The sequence below is a fragment of the Pantoea sp. PNA 03-3 genome (assembly GCF_003201175.1).
GTDB lineage: Bacteria > Pseudomonadota > Gammaproteobacteria > Enterobacterales > Enterobacteriaceae > Pantoea > Pantoea stewartii.
Map to the genome: position 1 here is coordinate 1,259,271 of NZ_QICO01000001.1, position 17,915 is coordinate 1,277,185.

Genomic DNA, 17,915 nt, shown 5'->3' on the forward strand with positions numbered 1-17,915 from the left:
ACAACCCAGGAAGGTAGTTATGCGAAAGTGACGGTAATGTGTCAACAGGTTTGGGTTCTGCGCAGATGGCAGAACCCAGGGGGATCAGGCGGGATTGGGAATATCAATAAACGTGACATCCAGGCCATGATGCTCCGCCAGCCATTCACCCAACGCCCGAATACCCGCGCGTTCGGTGGCATGGTGGCCTGCGGCGAAAAAGTGCAGGCCTTGTTCACGGGCGCTGTGAATGGTTTGCTCAGAGACCTCGCCCGTAATAAAGGCATCTACGCCAAAGGCGGCCGCATTATCAATAAATCCCTGACCGCCGCCACTGCACCAGGCAACACGACGGATCGCTGCTGGCGCATTATCACCACAGTGAAGCGGCTCCCGTCCCAGCACCTCAGTAATACGCTGTGCCAACGCATGGCCGCTCACAGGCTGAGTCAGTTCGCCCCAGGGCACCAGCGGCATAATCTCGCCCATCACATTAATACCCAGCAGCTTAGCCAACTGCGCGTTATTGCCCAGCTCAGGGTGCGCATCCAGCGGCAGGTGCCAGCCGTAGAGGTTAATATCGTTTGCCAGTAGCGTGCGCAGACGCTGGCGTTTCATGCCTTTAATCACCGCCGGTTCACTTTTCCAGAAATAACCGTGATGTACCAGCACCGCATCGGCTTTGCGCGCCACCGCTTCATCCAGCAGCGCCTGGCAGGCGGTCACGCCGGTAACGATCGTTTTCACTTCAGGTCGGCCTTCGACCTGTAGCCCGTTTGGCGCATAATCGCTGAAGGTATGGGTTGCCAGCTGATCGTTAACGATTTTTTCTAACGCATAGTGATTCATTTCTGCTCCTTGCCACCTCAGGCCGCATTTTTTGCGCGCTCGAAGGCGTCGAGTGTCTTTTTACGTGCATCCTTATGTTCCACGATCGGTGTTGGATAATCGAGTGTCTTGTTGTTTTTCCGCGCCCATTCGTGCGGCTGATGAATCGCACTGTCCGGCACGTCTTTCAGTTCGGGCAGGTAGTGACGAATAAAATCACCCTGTTCATCGAAACGCTCACTTTGCGTCGTAGGGTTAAAAATGCGGAAATACGGCGCGGCATCGGTCCCCGTGGACGCCGCCCACTGCCAGCCGCCGTTATTGGCGGCCAGGTCGCCATCGATAAGCTGCTGCATGAAATAGCGCTCGCCTTGGCGCCAGTCGATTAACAGATCCTTTACCAGAAAACTGGCCGTGATCATGCGAAGCCGGTTATGCATCCAGCCGGTCTGCAACATCTGTCGCATGGCCGCATCGACGATGGGATAACCGGTTTTCCCGGCTTTCCAGGCGTCAAAATGCGCCTCGTTTCGTTGCCACGCGACATGACGCGTCCAGTGGACAAAAGGCTGATGCTTACACAGTCGGGGAAACGCAACGATGAGATGGCGATAGAACTCACGCCAGATGAGTTCATTGATCCAGACAGCCGCCGGGCTGCCTTCCAGCGCCCCGGGATGTTCATGCAACACCCGATGCAGACACTGGCGCGGTGAAAGCACGCCGATGGTCAGGTAAGCCGATAACCGGCTGGTGCTGTCGCGCGCAGGCAGGTCACGCTGCTTTGGATAATCCAGCACGGCATGCTGCGCAAACGCACGTAGCCGCTTAATCGCCGCCTGTTCACCGGCCGGAAACAGCGCATCATCAACCTCAGCATGGTCGTAATCAAATGGCGAAATCGCTTCTGGTGTGTTCAGGGGCGCGCCATCCCGGGCTTTAGGCGCCGGGACACACTCAGGCAACCCCTGCTGCAGGCGACGAATAAAGGCTTTGCTGAACGGGGTAAACACTTTGTACATCTCACCATCGCCGGTCTGGATACTGCCGGGCGACAAAAGTACGCTGTCATCAAACCCCTGACAGATCACGTCCGCTTCATCTAACCGCTTTTCCGCCTGCGCATCGCGCTGACGTTCGTTAAATTCGTACTGGTAGTTATAAAACAGTTGATCAACGTTTTGCTGTTCACAAAACGTGACGAGAAAATCCACGCTGGCAGCGAAATCATCACACTGATAAACATGCAGCGGGATGCCTTTTTCGGCCAGTGATGCCTGCAGGCTGCAGAGATTCTGGTGAATAAACGCGGCCTGCCGGGGGGCCATATCGTGTTGCTGCCACTGTCCCAGCGTGGCAATAAACAGTGCTATGACACGGGCATCTGACTTGCTGCAGGCGGCATGCAGCGCAAGGTTATCATTGATGCGCAGGTCATTACGGAACCAGACAAGATGGGTCGTCATCATGCTCCCGACTCATTGTCCGTAGCGCAGGCGCAGCGCTTCCGGGTAAGGATCGAAGTAGCGCTGCTGCGTCAGCCACGGATGAGGATATTCAGCCATGTAGTGCTTAAGAATCGTAATCGGCGCCAGTAACGGTTGCGTGCCCTGACGGTAACAATCAATCAGTGACGTCAGTTCTCTGCGTTGCGGCGAACTCAGTTGACTGCGGAAATAACCCTGAACATGCATCAACACATTGGTGTGGTTAGTGCGCGAGGCCGGTTGTGACATCAGATCCATAAGGCGGTTGCGGTACTCGAAGGCAAACGCCTCCAGTGACTCCCACTGGTTCATCGAGGCAACAAAGGGGCCCAGTTCACGGTATTTTTTTTGCGAATGCGCCAGCAGTAACAATTTATACTGGCTGTGGAAGGCAATCAGGCCATGACGGGTCAGCCCCTTTTTCCACATTTCATGAAACTCGTGCAGCGCGCAAATCCGGCCGATAAAGTTTTCACGTAATGTCGGATCGTTCAGACGCCCGTCTTCTTCGAGCGGTAACCAGGGCATTTCACGTTGCAGAAAACGGGTAAATATACCGGTTCCCGCTTTACGGTTATTATTGGTGGCGGGCTCGTAGATACGCACGCGCTCCATCCCACAACTGGGTGATTTTGCACACAGTATGTAGCCGCACAGGTGATGCAGCGATTTCACGCGTTTTTCGGACCAGTCGCGCATCTTATCGGTGATGTCATCGCCGCCCTCTTTGCTGAAGCAAAGATGCAGTTCATCGTCGTCGCTCTGCTTAACTAAGCGCAGCGCCGGGCGCGGCGTGGGCAGCCCAATCGCCATTTCAGGGCAAACGGGTTCGAAGCGAACAAAAGGCGTCAGTTGCTCAGTGGCGAACGCGAGCCGCTTGTGGCCGCCATCAAATCTGACGCTCTCACCAAGCAGGCAAGCGCTGATCCCAACGGGAATTTTTTCGCTCATACTTGTACAACCTCCGAAAACTTGTAGAGGTTTAAGTGTAGCGTAAAACGACCGGGATGGTACAGATTCTGTGTAGCAAAAGTGAACGCCGCGAAGCCTTTCAGATGACCAGCCCGTGGTCTTTTTTAACGGTTTATTCTCCCACTGCCACGCTGACCAGCCAGCGCCGAATCACCTTTTCATCCTCAGGCGTGACACCCGAAAGCAGGCTGGCCTCAACCGACTGAACCGCTACTTTGCACTGCGCGAGAACGTCACGCCCGGCGTCAGCAATCTCAATCACCTGAATTCTGCCGTGCACCGCGTGCGGACGACGACGAATCATTCCGGCCCGCTCCAGATTCGCCACAATGACGCTCATCGTCTGTGGCGTCAGCAGCGACAGACGCGCAAGGTCGGCACCCGATGCGCCGGGATAGGCCGCAAGCATGGTCAGCACCGAAAATTGCGGCAACGTGACGCCTTTATCCTTCAGCGCATTTTCCATTCTGATTTTATGAGCCGCATGGGCCTGACGCAGCAGATAACCAATATGGCCTGACTCACCGCGTTTTCCTTCACCGGGTTCGGGGATGGTGGTGCTCTGCAGATCTGACTTGCGCATAATATAAGAGTTCGTATATTGTTGTTCGAATTCTTATATTAACAGATGAGGTATATCGTGACATCACTTAATCACCGTCGCAGCGACTGGTCTTCGTTCGAACATACCGCACCCGATGTGGTGGCAGCCTTAGCGATGCTGGGCAAAGCCGTTGACGATTCCGGGCTGGAAAAATCGCTCACTGAGCTGATCAAACTGCGCGCTTCACAGCTGAATGCGTGCGCTTTTTGCCTCCAGTACCATCTCAATCTGGCGCGTAAGACCGATTTGAGCCCGGTAAAAATGGATCTGGTCGCCGTATGGCGCGAAGCCGGTATCTATTCGGAGCGGGAATGTGCGGCGCTGGCCTGGACAGAGGCCCTGACCTTAATGGCGCAGCAGCCGGTTTCTGATGCGGTTTATGCTGAGGTCAGCCGCGTCTTCGATAAACAGGAGATCGCGTTTCTTACCTCGGCTGTTGCCGCGATCAATGCCTGGAACCGTATCGCAGGCGCGCTGCAGTTTGCCCCGCCGGTGCCTAAACGCTAGCGGTCTGCCGTCAGTGCTTCTGCCTGTGGGCGATATTGCAGCGGGTTCTGAAGCGCGTAAAGTGCGGTGCCCGTCGGGCCGCGATGTGGGGGCTACCGGTCAGATAATAAGGAAGGGCTGCCCGTGAACGGGCACTGGCAGACGGGGCGGCTTGCCCGGACACTGAGAAGATTTCCTGCGTCACTGGCGCAAAGCTAAGGCGCAACTAAGCTGCGTGACGGAATGAACAGGGAAAAAAGAGGCGCTGTGTCGACCTTAACACCGGGCCACAGCACACTGCAGGTGAAAAACAGATAAGCACGTCTGAAAACGCTGGCAATCCCCGCTGTCGGGATGTGTCCCCAGGCCTGTGCGGCGTAAAATCAAGCGCACAGCAGGGACTTACCAGAAAATACCCGCCGCTGCTTCAGACTGCGCCAGCCAGACCGGTTTGGCGCTGGTTTTGCACCACATCCGATGCAGGTAGCTGTAGAAGCGCGCCCGATCCTGGCGAAACAGCATAACTGGCAGAGCGAGCAGACCTGAGAGGATGACCAGCGTTCGGCGCAAAATAATTTTGTGAAGTGGATAGGTGCGGTACATAGCAGCCTCCTGAGTAAAAAAACGTCATAAATGTGATCTGTGTCTAATATTACGCCGGGTTGGATGATTTTACTACTCATCTGACCACTAAATTTGCGTCTTTTTTGTTCTGCACGGGTAAGTTTACCTGGCCGTTATACCCAGGTTAATTATGAGTTACAGAGGTGATCCTTCAACGGATTTCATGGCAACACGGACGAACGCCAGAAAAGTTGATACAGTGTGTTTTCCCTTTTCAGGCAATGGCAGGATTGGTGTGACCACGGTTTTAATCATTGAAGATGAGAAAGAAATTCGCCGCTTCGTGCGCCTCGCGCTGGAAAGTGAAGGCCTGAAGGTTTTCGATGCTGAGACGCTGCAACGTGGGCTGATCGAAGCCGCCACGCGAAAGCCCGATTTAGTCATCCTTGATCTGGGTTTACCTGATGGCGACGGCAAGACGTTTATTGGTGAACTCCGCCAGTGGAGCACGCTGCCGGTTATTGTTCTCTCTGCCCGTACTGACGAGCAGGACAAAATTGACGCACTGGATGCTGGTGCCGATGATTACCTGACTAAACCTTTTGGGATTGGTGAACTGCTGGCGCGTGTTCGGGTCGCCCTGCGGCGTCATGCCGGGAAGCACCCCGATCCGAAGGTCAGCTTCGCCGACGTGGTCGTCGATATTGCCGCACGCCGTGTGCTGCGCGCGGGCGAAGAAGTTCACCTTACGCCCATCGAGTTTCGTTTGCTGACCACATTACTGAATAATGCGGGGAAAGTTCTGACGCAGCGTCAGTTGCTGAATCAGGTCTGGGGGCCAAATGCTGTCGAACACAGCCATTACCTGCGCATTTATATGGGCCATCTGCGGCAAAAGCTTGAAGCCAATCCGACACAACCCGTTCACCTGCTGACGGAAACCGGTATCGGCTACCGGTTCATGCCATAAAAAAAAGCGCCAGCGGCGCTTTTTTTATTTAGCAGATTTATCAGGCGTTTTTCAGCACTTCGCTGACAATCTCGACGGCTTCTTTCTCGATCTGCGCACGGTGCTCTGCGCCCAGGAAGCTTTCACAGTAGATCTTATACGCGTCTTCGGTGCCCGATGGACGCGCGGCGAACCAGCCGTTTTCCGTCATGACTTTCAGTCCACCGATAGACGCGCCATTACCGGGAGCGGCCGTTAAGCGCGCGGTAATCGGATCGCCCGCCAGCGTATCTGCACTGACCATTTCAGGTGACAGCTTCGACAATGCGGCTTTCTGCGCTGATGTTGCCGGTGCCTGCAGGCGGTTGTAGCTTGGCGCACCGAAGCGTGCAGCCAGTTCATCATAGTGCTGCTGCGGGTTCTTGCCCGTTACGGCCGTAATTTCTGCCGCCAGCAGACACAGGATGATCCCGTCTTTGTCGGTTGACCAGGGTGTGCCGTCGAAGCGCAGGAATGACGCGCCCGCACTTTCTTCGCCGCCAAAACCAAAGCTGCCATCAAACAGGCCATCCACGAACCATTTAAAGCCCACCGGAACTTCTACCAGCTTGCGGCCAATATCGTCTACGACCCGGTCAATCATCGCACTGGACACGAGGGTTTTACCCACGGCAACGTCCTGACCCCACTGCGGACGGTGCTGGAACAAATAGTTGATCGCAACGGCCAGATAATGGTTTGGATTCATGAGCCCGGCAGGGGTAACAATGCCGTGACGGTCATAATCTGGATCGTTTCCGAAGGCCAGATCGAATTTGTCTTTGTAGGCCAGCAGCCCCGCCATGGCGCATTCGGACGAACAGTCCATGCGCACCACACCATCTTTATCCAGGTGCATAAAGCGGAAAGTCTGGTCGACAGCGTCATTCACCAGCGTCAGATCCAGCTTGTAGTGCTCAGCGATACGCTGCCAGTAAGCGATCCCGGAACCGCCAAGCGGATCGACACCAATCTTCAGGCCCGCTTTCTGAATCGCAGGAATGTCGATGATCTGTGACAGACCTTCCACGTAAGGCTGAATCAGATCTTTTTCATGGATGTGGCCGCTGGCCCAGGCCTGATCCAGTGACAGACGTTTAACGTCTTTAAGGCCGTCTTTCAACAGCTGATTCGCGCGGTCTTCCACCACTTTGGTGACGTTGGTATCTGCCGGCCCACCGTTTGGCGGATTGTATTTAATGCCGCCATCTTCCGGGGGATTGTGCGACGGCGTAATCACAATGCCATCTGCCAGTGGGCCGCCGGATTTGTTGTGTTCAAGGATAGCGTTCGAAATCGCAGGCGTTGGCGTATAACCGTTATCCTGCTGAACGATCACATCAACCCCGTTTGCGGTCAGCACGGACAGCACGGACAGCAGCGCGGGCTCAGACAGCGCGTGCGTATCTTTACCCACATAGCACGGGCCGGTAATACCGTTCTTTTTACGCTCTTCCGCAATCGCCTGCGCAATCGCCAGAATGTGCTTTTCGTTAAAGCTGTGACGTCCTGCGCTACCGCGATGGCCTGATGTGCCAAATTTCACCGCATGTTCTGGATTCGCCACATCGGGCTGCAGGACATAATATTGTGAAGTTAATTGTGCAACGTTAATCAAATCGCTCTGCTGGGCAGGCTGCCCGGCACGGGGGTGATTGGCCATTGGCGCTTCTCCCTGACGCTTCAGTTTAAATGGTGCCGCAAACTTTCTCAGCCAGTTCCGATGGGAACTGCATCGACAGCATAATGTGTTCGATCATGCTGCGTTTACGACCGGTATTGGTATTCGTAATGACCCAGTACGGCGTGCCGGGCACATGCTTCGGCTTGGTATGGGTGCCGCTTTGCAGCAGCGTGTGCTCATCGCCTGCAAAATAGATGCGCGTACGGCCCTGCATGGAGGTGGTCGCCTCAGCAAACGCGGCCGTATCCAGACGATAGAGCGTTGACAAGATTAGCATAAAGCGATTTACCGCCCGCTTCTGCTCTGCATATTCATCAGAAAGCAGCAACTCGCGCACCGCACGAACACGATCCTGAGGGCGTGACTCATTCCCTGCCGACTGTGCCGTTTTAGACGGCTGCGAGGCGGCAACAGGCTGTGTTTCGGTCGCGGTGGCTGTCTGACCCGCAGTAAACTTCAGCATACGGCGCAGAATATCGGATGCGCTTTCGCCAATATGTTGCGTGTGGCTGGCAATATAACGGTAGAGCTCTTCGTCAACTTCGATCGTTTTCATCTTATTCCGTACGGTTTTGACTCACGACAGAACCCGCGATTTTCTGAAAATCCAGAGGTAAACACCGGGGTTTCAGGCCGTGTGCAGGTTCTAACATGAAGATTATAAAGTTAAATTCAGACAGGCTGATAGCATTCAAACGGTTTAGGGGCAAAAGTCAGAATATGTCCTAATGCCACCGGAAGCAGCGCACCTGAAAAGGTGAAACCATGATAACCTAAGCGCAGGTCTCACACTTAAGAACTTTGCTATGATTTTGAATGCCCGTCTGCAAACTGAACAATCTTCTGCTGATTCCACACCCGTTCTGCTCATTCACGGTTTGTTTGGCAGTCTTGATAACCTCGGCGTTCTGGCGCGCGGTCTGAAAGATGACCATCCGCTTATCCAGGTTGATGTGCGTAATCATGGCTTATCTCCGCGCGCTGACGAGATGACCTATCAGGTTATGGCCCAGGATATGCTGGACACGCTTGATGCGCAGGGCATTGAGCGCCTTTCCGTCATTGGTCACTCCATGGGCGGTAAAATTGCCATGACGATGAGCGCCCTGGCCCCTGAGCGGATAGAACAGATGGTGATGATCGACATTGCGCCCGTCGACTATCAGACGCGCCGCCACGACGAAATTTTTGCCGCGATCCGAGCCGTCACCGACGCGGGCGTGACGCTGCGCAGTGAGGCGGCCGAAATTATGCGTCAGCATCTTAATGAAGAAGGTGTGATTCAGTTCATCCTGAAATCGTTCAGTAGCGGTGAATGGCGCTTTAACGTTCCAGCGCTCTGGGACAACTATGCGCATATCACCGGCTGGGAAACGGTGCCCGCGTGGCCGCACCCGGCGTTGTTCATTCGCGGTGGTGACTCCCCTTATCTGGACAATCAGTACCGTGACGCGATACTGCAACAGTTTCCCGCCGCGCAGGCGCACGTGATTGGCGGTGCAGGTCACTGGGTCCACGCCGAAAAACCTGATGCTGTTTTACGCAGCATTCGCCGGTTTTTTGCACGATAAACCCGCTTAACTGGCTGTAAAAGTTTAGGATTGGCGTCCATGGTTAGCCTGGAGTATGATGGCGCGCTAAATTTTTGCCGTGGGCGCGTATCCACGGTAAAAGCCAGTAATTTAATCTGCGCAGCGGCACGATCCGTTTGCGCCCATTCAGTTGTACTAAGCCATGGCAAAAGAAAACACTGACCGCACGACGCTCGATCTGTTCGCTAACGAGCGTCGCCCTGGTCGCCCTAAAACCAGTCCGCTTACGCGTGATGAACAACTGCGTATCAATAAACGCAATCAACTGAAACGTGACAAAGGGCGCGGGCTTCGCCGTGTCGAACTCAAAATGAACAGCCAGGCGGTAGAAGCGCTTAATACGCTGGCTGAACAGCGTAATCTCAGCCGCAGTGAATTAATTGAACAAATGCTGCTGGCGCAACTCAAACTGGACTAACGCACGCAAACCGCACACAGAAACAAATGTCGCGGCTTTACAAGTTCCGCCCTTTTGCGTGGTCTGCTATCATTTGCTGAATATGCTCAGGCATTCATTCTATCATCAGGATTTAAGAGGTTATTTTACCCATGGCAATCGTAGGCATCTTCTTTGGCAGCGATACCGGTAACACCGAAAACATTGCAAAAATGATCCAGAAACAACTGGGCAAAGACGTTGCAGAGGTTCACGACATCGCGAAAAGCACTAAAGAAGATCTGGAAGCCTTTGACATCCTGCTGCTGGGTATTCCGACCTGGTACTATGGTGAAGCACAGTGCGACTGGGATGACTTTTTCCCGACGCTGGAAGAGATCGACTTCAACGGTAAGCTGGTGGCGCTGTTCGGTTGTGGCGATCAGGAAGACTACGCCGAGTACTTCTGTGACGCGATGGGCACCATTCGTGACATCATCGAACCTAACGGTGCCATTATCGTGGGCCACTGGCCAACCGAGGGTTACCACTTCGAGGCCTCAAAAGGTCTGGCAGACGATAACCACTTCCTGGGCCTGGCGATTGATGAAGATCGCCAGCCAGAACTGACGAACGAACGCGTCGACAAGTGGGTTAAGCAGATCTTCGATGAACTGCAACTCAAAGAAATTATCGAAGCCTGATAGCCGTGAGCGCAGTGTGGGCGCTGGTCCACACTGCATCAATGGCTTTTCCTATAAAAATAATAGCTACATTTTTGTAACTTTCCGCATTTAGTCTGTAGAATACCCGCATCGATCATCTGCTTATTTCCCTGGAATTGAGATGACACAACGCGAAATGGTAGCCAGCCCGCCCTCCATGCTTTGTACCGCGAACATCGCCACGGTTTCATCGCAGGCAGCATCGGTTTTCATTTCAGCGCATCAGTTCTATAATGAGACGCAAATGAGAATGGCGGTCGATCGACATACAGGCTACATGCCACAAGAGTGACCAAAGTAACAGGACAATATCCGCATGACTGACAACAACACCGCATTAAAGAAGGCTGGCCTGAAAGTCACCCTGCCCAGACTCAAAATTCTGGAAGTGCTTCAGGAACCTGCATGCCATCACGTCAGCGCGGAAGATCTGTATAAACGCCTGATTGATATGGGCGAAGAGATTGGACTGGCCACGGTTTACCGTGTACTGAACCAGTTCGACGATGCCGGCATTGTGACCCGCCACAACTTTGAAGGCGGTAAATCGGTGTTTGAGCTGACGCAGCAGCACCATCACGATCACCTGATCTGTCTGGATTGCGGTAAAGTCATTGAATTTAGTGATGAGTCTATTGAAACGCGTCAGCGTGATATCGCGACCCGTCACGGTATTAAGCTCACCAACCACAGCCTGTACCTGTATGGTCACTGTGCCCTGGGCGATTGCCGCGAAGACGAAACACTGCACGACAAGTAACGTTTGTCAGACGGTAAAGAAAAAGCCGATGCCTGCATCGGCTTTTTTGTGCCTGTCAGTCACGCCACCAGCGTTTCCTGCAGGTAGCGCCAGCGGGGCACCGAGGTGGAGCAGTCCAGAATCGCAACGGAAATGCGGCTTTTGTTTTCCCCATTCATCATCTGCACTTCCCGATACTGAATGGTAACCTCGTTAGCGTGCTCTGACAGGATCACATGTTCGCTGGTCGCGATGCGCATCCCTTCCCGTGCGCCCTGTAAGCGGCGAAAGAGTTCTTCAACCTCATTGAGGTTCAGCATCTTGCCCTGTGGCGTGACCATCTGGAAGTCAGGATGAAAATGAGAAAGCAGCAGATGAAAGCTGTCACCACTGTCACGGCTGTGGTTAAAAATATGTTCAATGAGTTGATGTAAGACGACAACGCTGTGTTTGGCTTCCTGTGCGAAAACTGTCATTTTTTTCCTTTTTAACCCGCAAACAAAGACTACAGAGGGTTAGCGTACCTGAAAAAAAATAATTCACACCGGGAAAGTTATTAAAAAAATTAAACTGAGAGCGATTCCACAGAAGTAAAATTAATCGAATTAAACGGGTTCAGGACAAATGTCGGCGCTAAAAAAAATCCACCCAATAAAAAAGGGCGATTGCTCGCCCTTTACCGATCATCTGATGACCATGCGGCGTAAATTATTCGCCGTTTTTCGCCCAGGTATCGCGCAGACCAACAGTACGGTTAAACACTAACTGCGACGGTGTTGAATACACACTGTCAGCGCAGAAATAGCCTTCACGTTCGAACTGATAAGGCGCACTGGCTTCTGCGTCACGCAGACCGGGTTCAACGAAGCCGTGTTTAATCGCCAGCGAATCCGGATTGATTGTCGTCAGAAAATCATCCGCCGCACCCGGATTCGGGACGCTGAACAGACGGTCATACAGACGGAATTCTGCCGGTAGTGCATGTTCAGCTGAGACCCAGTGGATAACCCCTTTGACTTTACGGCCATCAGCAGGATCTTTGCTCAGCGTATCGACGTCACAGGTGCAGTAGATGCAGGTGATATTGCCTTCTTCATCTTTCGCGGTCCGTTCCGCACGGATGACATAGGCATTACGCAGACGCACTTCTTTACCCAGCACCAGGCGCTTATATTGCTTATTCGCCTCTTCGCGGAAGTCGGCACGATCGATCCAGATCTCGCGGCTAAAGGGAACATCGCGTGTGCCCATTTCCGGTTTGTTAGGATGATTTGGCATGCTGAGCACTTCATTGTGCCCGGCAGGCAGGTTTTCCAGCACAATTTTCACCGGATCCAGCACCGCCATCGCCCGCGGCGCATTTTCGTTGAGATCGTCGCGGATACAGGATTCCAGCGAAGCCATTTCAACGATGTTGTCCTGCTTCGTGATACCAATGCGGCGGCAGAACTCACGAATGGAGGCCGCGGTGTAACCACGACGACGCAAACCCGACACGGTTAACATGCGCGGATCGTCCCAGCCTTCAACATGCTTCTCGCTGACCAACTGCGTCAGTTTGCGTTTTGACATCACCGCATACTCCAGATTCAGGCGCGAAAACTCATACTGACGCGGATGAACAGGAATAGTAATGTTATCCAGCACCCAGTCATACAGGCGGCGGTTGTCCTGGAATTCCAGCGTGCAAAGGGAGTGCGTAATGCCTTCCAGCGCATCCGAAATGCAGTGGGTGAAATCGTACATCGGGTAGATGCACCACTTATTGCCGGTTTGATGATGCTCGGCAAACTTGATGCGGTACAGCACCGGATCGCGCATGACGATAAAGCTGGAAGCCATGTCGATTTTCGCGCGCAGACAGGCTTTGCCCTCTGCGAACTCGCCATTGCGCATTTTTTCAAACAGCGCGAGGTTCTCTTCCACACTGCGGTCGCGGTAAGGGCTGTTTTTACCCGGTGCCGTTAAGGTACCGCGGTATTCACGAATTTCGTCTGGCGTCAGTTCATCAACGTAGGCCAGGCCTTTGTTGATCAGTTCAACGGCATAGTGATAAAGCTGGTCGAAATAGTCAGATGAATAACGAACCTCACCGCTCCAGGTAAAACCCAGCCACTGCACGTCACGCTTAATGGATTCGACGAACTCCATATCTTCTTTGACCGGATTGGTATCGTCAAAACGCAGATTGCACTCGCCCTGATAATCTTGTGCAATACCGAAATTCAGGCAGATTGATTTAGCATGGCCGATATGCAGATAACCATTTGGCTCTGGCGGAAAACGGGTATGCACACTGCTGTGCTTACCGCTCGCCAAATCCTCGTCAATAATCTGACGAATAAAGTTCGTTGGGCGGGCTTCAGCCTCACTCATCTCAAAATCCTCAACGCATAGAATGGGTGGTTTATACCACGTAATATCCGGGTATGATCCACAAAGCGTTGCAGAGAAACAACCGTTTGTTGGGCGATTAAAATAAAAAAGGCAGGAATCGCTTCCTGCCTTTTGTTGAGGATACAGGGAATTAGCCTTTTACTTCATACAGCGGGGTTTCACCGGCGATGACCTGGCCCTGCGTCAGCAGCGTTAAACCGGCGAAGTCTTCAATATTGCTCACCACCACCGGACTGATCATTGAGCGGGCATGGGCGTTAAGATAGTCCAGATCCATCTCCAGCACCGGCTGGCCTGCTGTGACCTGTGCACCCTCTTCCACTAAACGGGTAAAGCCCTGACCGTCCAGCGCCACGGTATCCAGCCCCATGTGCACGACGATCTCTACCCCGTTTTCACTTTCCAGACAGAAAGCATGGTTCGTGTTGAAAATTTTCACCACCGTACCGGCTACAGGCGCAACGACGCGCTTGTCGCTCGGCTTAATCGCCACGCCATCACCCACGGCTTTACTGGCGAAAGCCTCATCCGGCACCGCATCCAGTGCGATAACCTCACCGCTCACCGGGGCCACCAGCGTTGCGATAACGCGTTTTTCACTGTTCAGGACGGCCTGGGGTTTGGCCTCGTTAGCGGGGGCTGGCGCACTGCCACTGCTGGCTGCGCCAGCAACCGGACCTTTCACCAGCACTTTTTTCATGGCCGTGGCGATACTTTCCGCCTGGGTACCCACGATAATCTGGACACTTTGCTTGTTGAGGCGAATCACACCCGACGCACCCAGCCGTTTTGCCACACCTTCGTTAACCTGGCCCGCATCTTTCACGTTCAGACGTAAACGGGTAATACAGGCATCAATGGCGGTAAGGTTGTCTGAACCGCCCACCGCGCCGATGTAGCGGCGTGCCAGTGATTCCGTGGCGCTTTCACCATTATCAGTGGTATCAACGTTCACGTCATAACCGTCCGCTTCATCCCCCGCTACCGCCAGTTCACGACCTGGGGTCATCAGGTTGAATTTTTTGATGGTAAAGCGGAAGACCAGATAATAAATCACGAAGAACACCAGGCCCTGCGGAATCAGCATGTACCATTGCGTCGCCAGGGGATTACGGGTAGAGAGCACCATATCCACTAATCCCGCACTGAAGCCAAAGCCGGCAATCCAGTGCATGCTGGCAGCGATAAAGACCGAGATGCCGGTCAGTACAGCATGGATGACATACAGTACCGGTGCCACGAACATAAAGGAGAATTCCAGCGGTTCGGTGATACCGGTAAAGAATGCTGCGAAAGCGGCCGCCAGCATGATACCGCCCACTTTTGCCCGGTTTTCAGGGCGAGCGCAATGGTAAATTGCCAGCGCCGCGCCCGGCAAACCGAACATCATAATTGGGAAGAAACCCGCCTGATAGCGGCCAGTGATGCCCGGGATAGCAGTGCCATTTGCCAGTGACTGCGCACCGCCGAGGAATTTAGGGATATCGTTAATGCCTGCTACGTCGAACCAGAAAACGGAGTTCAGCGCATGATGCAAGCCAACCGGAATAAGCAAACGGTTAAAGAAGGCGTAAACACCCGCACCAACCGATCCCAGTTTTTGTATATGCTCACCGAAGCTCACCAGACCATTAAAGATGACAGGCCAAATGTACATCAGGATAAATGCCACCAGAATCATCAGGAAGGACACCAGAATAGGCACCAGCCGACGCCCGCTAAAGAATGAGAACGCTTTGGGCAGTTCTACATGGCTAAAACGGTTATAGACTTCTGCGGACAGCACGCCTACCAGAATACCGACAAACTGGTTGCTGATTTTTCCAAACGCCGCCGGCACGTCCGCCACCGGGATTTTCTGGATCATGGCTACAGCAGCCGGTGAACACAGCGTAGTGACGACCAGGAAGCCCACAAAGCCGGTCAGTGCAGCCGCACCGTCTTTATCTTTTGACATGCCGTATGCAACGCCAATGGCGAACAGCACCGACATATTTTCGATGATCGCGCCACCGGATTTAATTAACAACGCGGCAAAGGCATTGCCTGCACCCCAGCTGTCAGGATCGATCCAGTACCCTATTCCCATTAAAATTGCTGCTGCGGGCAGCGTAGCGACCGGCACCATCAGGGCCCGCCCCACACGTTGTAAGTAACTTAACATTGACCTTTTCCCCCATTGAAACTGACTTATTGCATGGCTGCCACTTAATGTTGTTATGTCAGCAGCCCGCTTCTGACGGCATTACACTCAGTGCTGAGGAGTGTAATAACAAATTAATTCGCTCTACAAATTAATAGCAGCCATTTGTGACAAAAATCACCAAAAATTGATTTTTAACATCGACATGACTGGCTATGAACGCCCACTTATTTTATGATGCGAAATATCAAGACGCGCGTTTCCTTCCCATTCGCCTGTCCTCACCGGCAACATGGCTTTGCTGCGCGTCGAATCCTTCACTCACATTTGAGGTGCAACATGAGACTGATTCCTTTATCTACTCCCACTCAGGTCGGCAAATGGGCAGCGCGCCATATTGTGAACCGTATTAATGCGTTTAATCCCAGCGCTGACAAGCCCTTTATTCTGGGACTGCCTACGGGCGGTACGCCTCTGGAAGCGTACAAGCACCTGATCGATATGCACAAAGCGGGCCAGGTTAGCTTCAGACATGTCATTACCTTCAACATGGATGAATATGTCGGGCTGCCGAAAGAGCATCCGGAAAGCTACCACAGCTTTATGCATCGTAATTTCTTTGACCACGTTGATATTCAACCCGAAAACATCAATTTGCTGAATGGTAATGCGCCCGATATTGACGCAGAATGTCGCCGTTATGAAGATAAAATTCGGTCTCTGGGCAAAATCCACCTGTTCATGGGCGGCGTCGGTAATGATGGCCATATCGCCTTTAACGAACCCGCGTCGTCATTATCTTCACGCACTCGTATCAAAACGCTGACTCACGACACACGTGTGGCAAATTCCCGCTTTTTTAACGGTGATGTTGATCAGGTGCCGAAATATGCCCTGACCGTTGGCGTGGGCACGCTGCTGGACGCTGAAGAAGTGATGATTCTGGTTACTGGTCACGTTAAAGCACAGGCGTTGCAGGCTGCCGTGGAAGGAAACGTGAACCACATGTGGACAATCAGTTGCCTGCAACTCCATCCTAAATCCGTGGTGGTCTGCGACGAGCCCGCGACCATGGAGTTGAAAGTTAAAACGGTGAAGTACTTCCGTGAAATGGAAGCGGAAAATATGCAGGGCGTTTAATACCGTTATTACGTCACCTGCTGTCAGATGCACGAGCGGCAGGTAAGCCGGGAGAAGAAGATGTACGCATTAGTCAATGGCCGAATCTACAGCGGCTACGAAATTCTGGATCACCATGCCGTGGTGATCGCTGACGGACGCATTGAACGGGTTTGCCCTGTTACTGCCTTGCCGTCAGGCATTGAACAGCAGGACGTAAGCGGCGCCATTATCGCGCCCGGCTTTATCGACCTGCAGCTTAACGGCTGTGGCGGCGTCCAGTTTAATGACGATATAGACGCCATCAGCGTGGAAACGCTGGAAACCATGCATCGCGCCAATGTGAAATCGGGCTGCACCAGCTTTCTGCCTACGCTGATTACCAGCAGTGACGCGCTGATGGTGCGCGCGGTGGAAACAATGCGCGCCTTTTTGCAGAAGTATCCTCACGTTATGCTGGGCTTACATCTGGAAGGCCCCTGGCTGAGTGTGGCGAAAAAGGGCACACATAACCCTGCCCTGATCCGTGAGCCCGATGCGCAGATGGTGCAATTCCTTTGCGACAACGCAGACGTGATCAGCAAAGTTACGCTGGCACCCGAAGTGGTGGGCAGCGCGGTGATTCGCCAACTGAGCGAAGCGGGTATCGTGGTCTCAGCCGGACATTCCAGTGCCACTTATGAAGAGGCAAAAGCGGGGTTTGCGGCGGGCATTACGTTCGCCACGCACCTCTATAATGCGATGCCTGCCTTTGCCGGACGTGAGCCCGGCCTCATCGGTGCGCTGTTTGATGCGCCTGATGTATACTGCGGCATTATTGCAGATGGTTTACATGTCCATTACGCTAACGTCCGCAATGCTAAACGCATCAAAGGTGACAAACTGGTGTTGGTCACCGACGCGACAGCACCGGCAGGCGCTGCCATCGATAAGTTTATTTTTGCTGGTAAAACAATCTATTATCGTAACGGGCTGTGCGTGGATGAGCAGGGCACGCTAAGCGGTTCAGCACTGACAATGATTGAAGCCGTACAAAACTGCGTTGAGCATGCGGGCATTGCGTTGGATGAAGCCCTGCGCATGGCATCACTTTATCCCGCACAGGCAATGGGCGTTGAAAAACAGTCAGGTACGATTCAGGCAGGGAAACTCGCCAACCTGACAGTTTTTACACGCGACTTTAAAATTATTAAGACGTTAGTCAATGGAGATAACGTCCTGAGCGAGTAAGC

The 17,915-nt window shown here is 53.2% G+C and carries 18 protein-coding genes; 8 read left to right on the top strand and 10 right to left on the bottom strand.

What is annotated here, in order from left to right; translation table 11 throughout:
• Positions 1-84: 84 nt before the first annotated feature.
• The 4 genes from C7433_RS05860 to C7433_RS05875 all read right to left on the bottom strand — a co-directional run bounded on the left by C7433_RS05860 (position 85) and on the right by C7433_RS05875 (position 3,849).
• Positions 85-828, bottom strand: coding sequence for a type 2 GTP cyclohydrolase I (locus C7433_RS05860; RefSeq protein WP_033739329.1), 744 nt, complete (start codon positions 826-828; stop codon positions 85-87).
• Between the two features lie 17 nt (positions 829-845).
• Entirely contained in the window at positions 846-2,273 is a 1,428-nt protein-coding gene (phrB, locus tag C7433_RS05865) for a deoxyribodipyrimidine photo-lyase (RefSeq protein WP_110267777.1), read from the bottom strand.
• A gap of 12 nt (positions 2,274-2,285) precedes the next feature.
• Entirely contained in the window at positions 2,286-3,245 is a 960-nt protein-coding gene (locus tag C7433_RS05870) for a 2-thiouracil desulfurase family protein (RefSeq protein WP_006118440.1), read from the bottom strand.
• Positions 3,246-3,378: 133 nt separating this feature from the next.
• Entirely contained in the window at positions 3,379-3,849 is a 471-nt protein-coding gene (locus C7433_RS05875; RefSeq protein WP_054634316.1) for a MarR family winged helix-turn-helix transcriptional regulator, read from the bottom strand.
• Between the two features lie 57 nt (positions 3,850-3,906).
• Here C7433_RS05875 and C7433_RS05880 point away from each other — a divergent pair, with 57 nt between their 5' ends.
• Entirely contained in the window at positions 3,907-4,377 is a 471-nt protein-coding gene (locus C7433_RS05880; RefSeq protein ID WP_110267778.1) for a carboxymuconolactone decarboxylase family protein, read from the top strand.
• Between the two features lie 381 nt (positions 4,378-4,758).
• On the opposite strand, the gene C7433_RS05885 is transcribed toward C7433_RS05880, so the two are convergent.
• Entirely contained in the window at positions 4,759-4,959 is a 201-nt protein-coding gene (locus tag C7433_RS05885) for a YbfA family protein (RefSeq protein WP_054634317.1), read from the bottom strand.
• Positions 4,960-5,215: 256 nt separating this feature from the next.
• On the opposite strand from C7433_RS05885, the gene kdpE reads away from it, so the two are divergent.
• Positions 5,216-5,890 (top strand): two-component system response regulator KdpE, encoded by a 675-nt coding sequence (kdpE, locus tag C7433_RS05890; protein WP_006118436.1) that lies wholly within the window; start codon positions 5,216-5,218, stop codon positions 5,888-5,890.
• A gap of 40 nt (positions 5,891-5,930) precedes the next feature.
• Here the strand turns inward: kdpE and pgm are convergent, their stop codons facing one another.
• Complete coding sequence (pgm, locus tag C7433_RS05895) at positions 5,931-7,571, bottom strand: phosphoglucomutase (alpha-D-glucose-1,6-bisphosphate-dependent) (RefSeq protein ID WP_033739321.1); 1,641 nt, start codon at positions 7,569-7,571, stop codon at positions 5,931-5,933.
• Positions 7,572-7,596: 25 nt separating this feature from the next.
• Positions 7,597-8,148, bottom strand: a complete 552-nt coding sequence (gene seqA / locus C7433_RS05900) for a replication initiation negative regulator SeqA (RefSeq protein ID WP_006118434.1) — start codon at positions 8,146-8,148, stop codon at positions 7,597-7,599.
• Positions 8,149-8,398: 250 nt separating this feature from the next.
• On the opposite strand from seqA, the gene ybfF reads away from it, so the two are divergent.
• The 4 genes from ybfF to fur all read left to right on the top strand — a co-directional run bounded on the left by ybfF (position 8,399) and on the right by fur (position 11,045).
• Positions 8,399-9,163 (top strand): esterase, encoded by a 765-nt coding sequence (gene ybfF / locus C7433_RS05905; protein ID WP_110267779.1) that lies wholly within the window; start codon positions 8,399-8,401, stop codon positions 9,161-9,163.
• A 163-nt stretch (positions 9,164-9,326) separates the two neighbouring features.
• Positions 9,327-9,602 (top strand): LexA regulated protein, encoded by a 276-nt coding sequence (gene ybfE / locus C7433_RS05910; protein ID WP_006118432.1) that lies wholly within the window; start codon positions 9,327-9,329, stop codon positions 9,600-9,602.
• A 131-nt stretch (positions 9,603-9,733) separates the two neighbouring features.
• The gene (fldA, locus tag C7433_RS05915) at positions 9,734-10,264 is read left to right on the top strand and encodes a flavodoxin FldA (RefSeq protein ID WP_006118431.1); all 531 of its coding nucleotides are present in this window, start codon (positions 9,734-9,736) and stop codon (positions 10,262-10,264) included.
• Positions 10,265-10,601: 337 nt separating this feature from the next.
• Entirely contained in the window at positions 10,602-11,045 is a 444-nt protein-coding gene (gene fur / locus C7433_RS05920) for a ferric iron uptake transcriptional regulator (protein WP_033739317.1), read from the top strand.
• 59 nt (positions 11,046-11,104) lie between these two features.
• Here the strand turns inward: fur and C7433_RS05925 are convergent, their stop codons facing one another.
• The 3 genes from C7433_RS05925 to nagE form a co-directional block, all read right to left on the bottom strand.
• Positions 11,105-11,500: a hypothetical protein gene (locus C7433_RS05925; RefSeq protein ID WP_033739315.1), complete on the bottom strand. Its 396-nt coding sequence runs from the start codon at positions 11,498-11,500 to the stop codon at positions 11,105-11,107.
• A 232-nt stretch (positions 11,501-11,732) separates the two neighbouring features.
• On the bottom strand, positions 11,733-13,400 hold the full coding sequence (glnS, locus tag C7433_RS05930; protein WP_006118428.1) for a glutamine--tRNA ligase: 1,668 nt from the start codon (positions 13,398-13,400) through the stop codon (positions 11,733-11,735).
• A 151-nt stretch (positions 13,401-13,551) separates the two neighbouring features.
• Positions 13,552-15,585, bottom strand: coding sequence for an N-acetylglucosamine-specific PTS transporter subunit IIBC (nagE, locus tag C7433_RS05935; RefSeq protein ID WP_058701104.1), 2,034 nt, complete (start codon positions 15,583-15,585; stop codon positions 13,552-13,554).
• Positions 15,586-15,903: 318 nt separating this feature from the next.
• Here nagE and nagB point away from each other — a divergent pair, with 318 nt between their 5' ends.
• Both nagB and nagA read left to right on the top strand, forming a co-directional pair.
• The gene (gene nagB / locus C7433_RS05940; RefSeq protein WP_006118426.1) at positions 15,904-16,704 is read left to right on the top strand and encodes a glucosamine-6-phosphate deaminase; all 801 of its coding nucleotides are present in this window, start codon (positions 15,904-15,906) and stop codon (positions 16,702-16,704) included.
• Between the two features lie 60 nt (positions 16,705-16,764).
• Positions 16,765-17,913 carry an N-acetylglucosamine-6-phosphate deacetylase gene (gene nagA, locus C7433_RS05945; protein ID WP_033739310.1) on the top strand — a complete coding sequence of 383 codons (1,149 nt, stop codon included), beginning with the start codon at positions 16,765-16,767 and terminating at the stop codon, positions 17,911-17,913.
• The last annotated feature ends 2 nt before the right edge of the window (positions 17,914-17,915 follow it).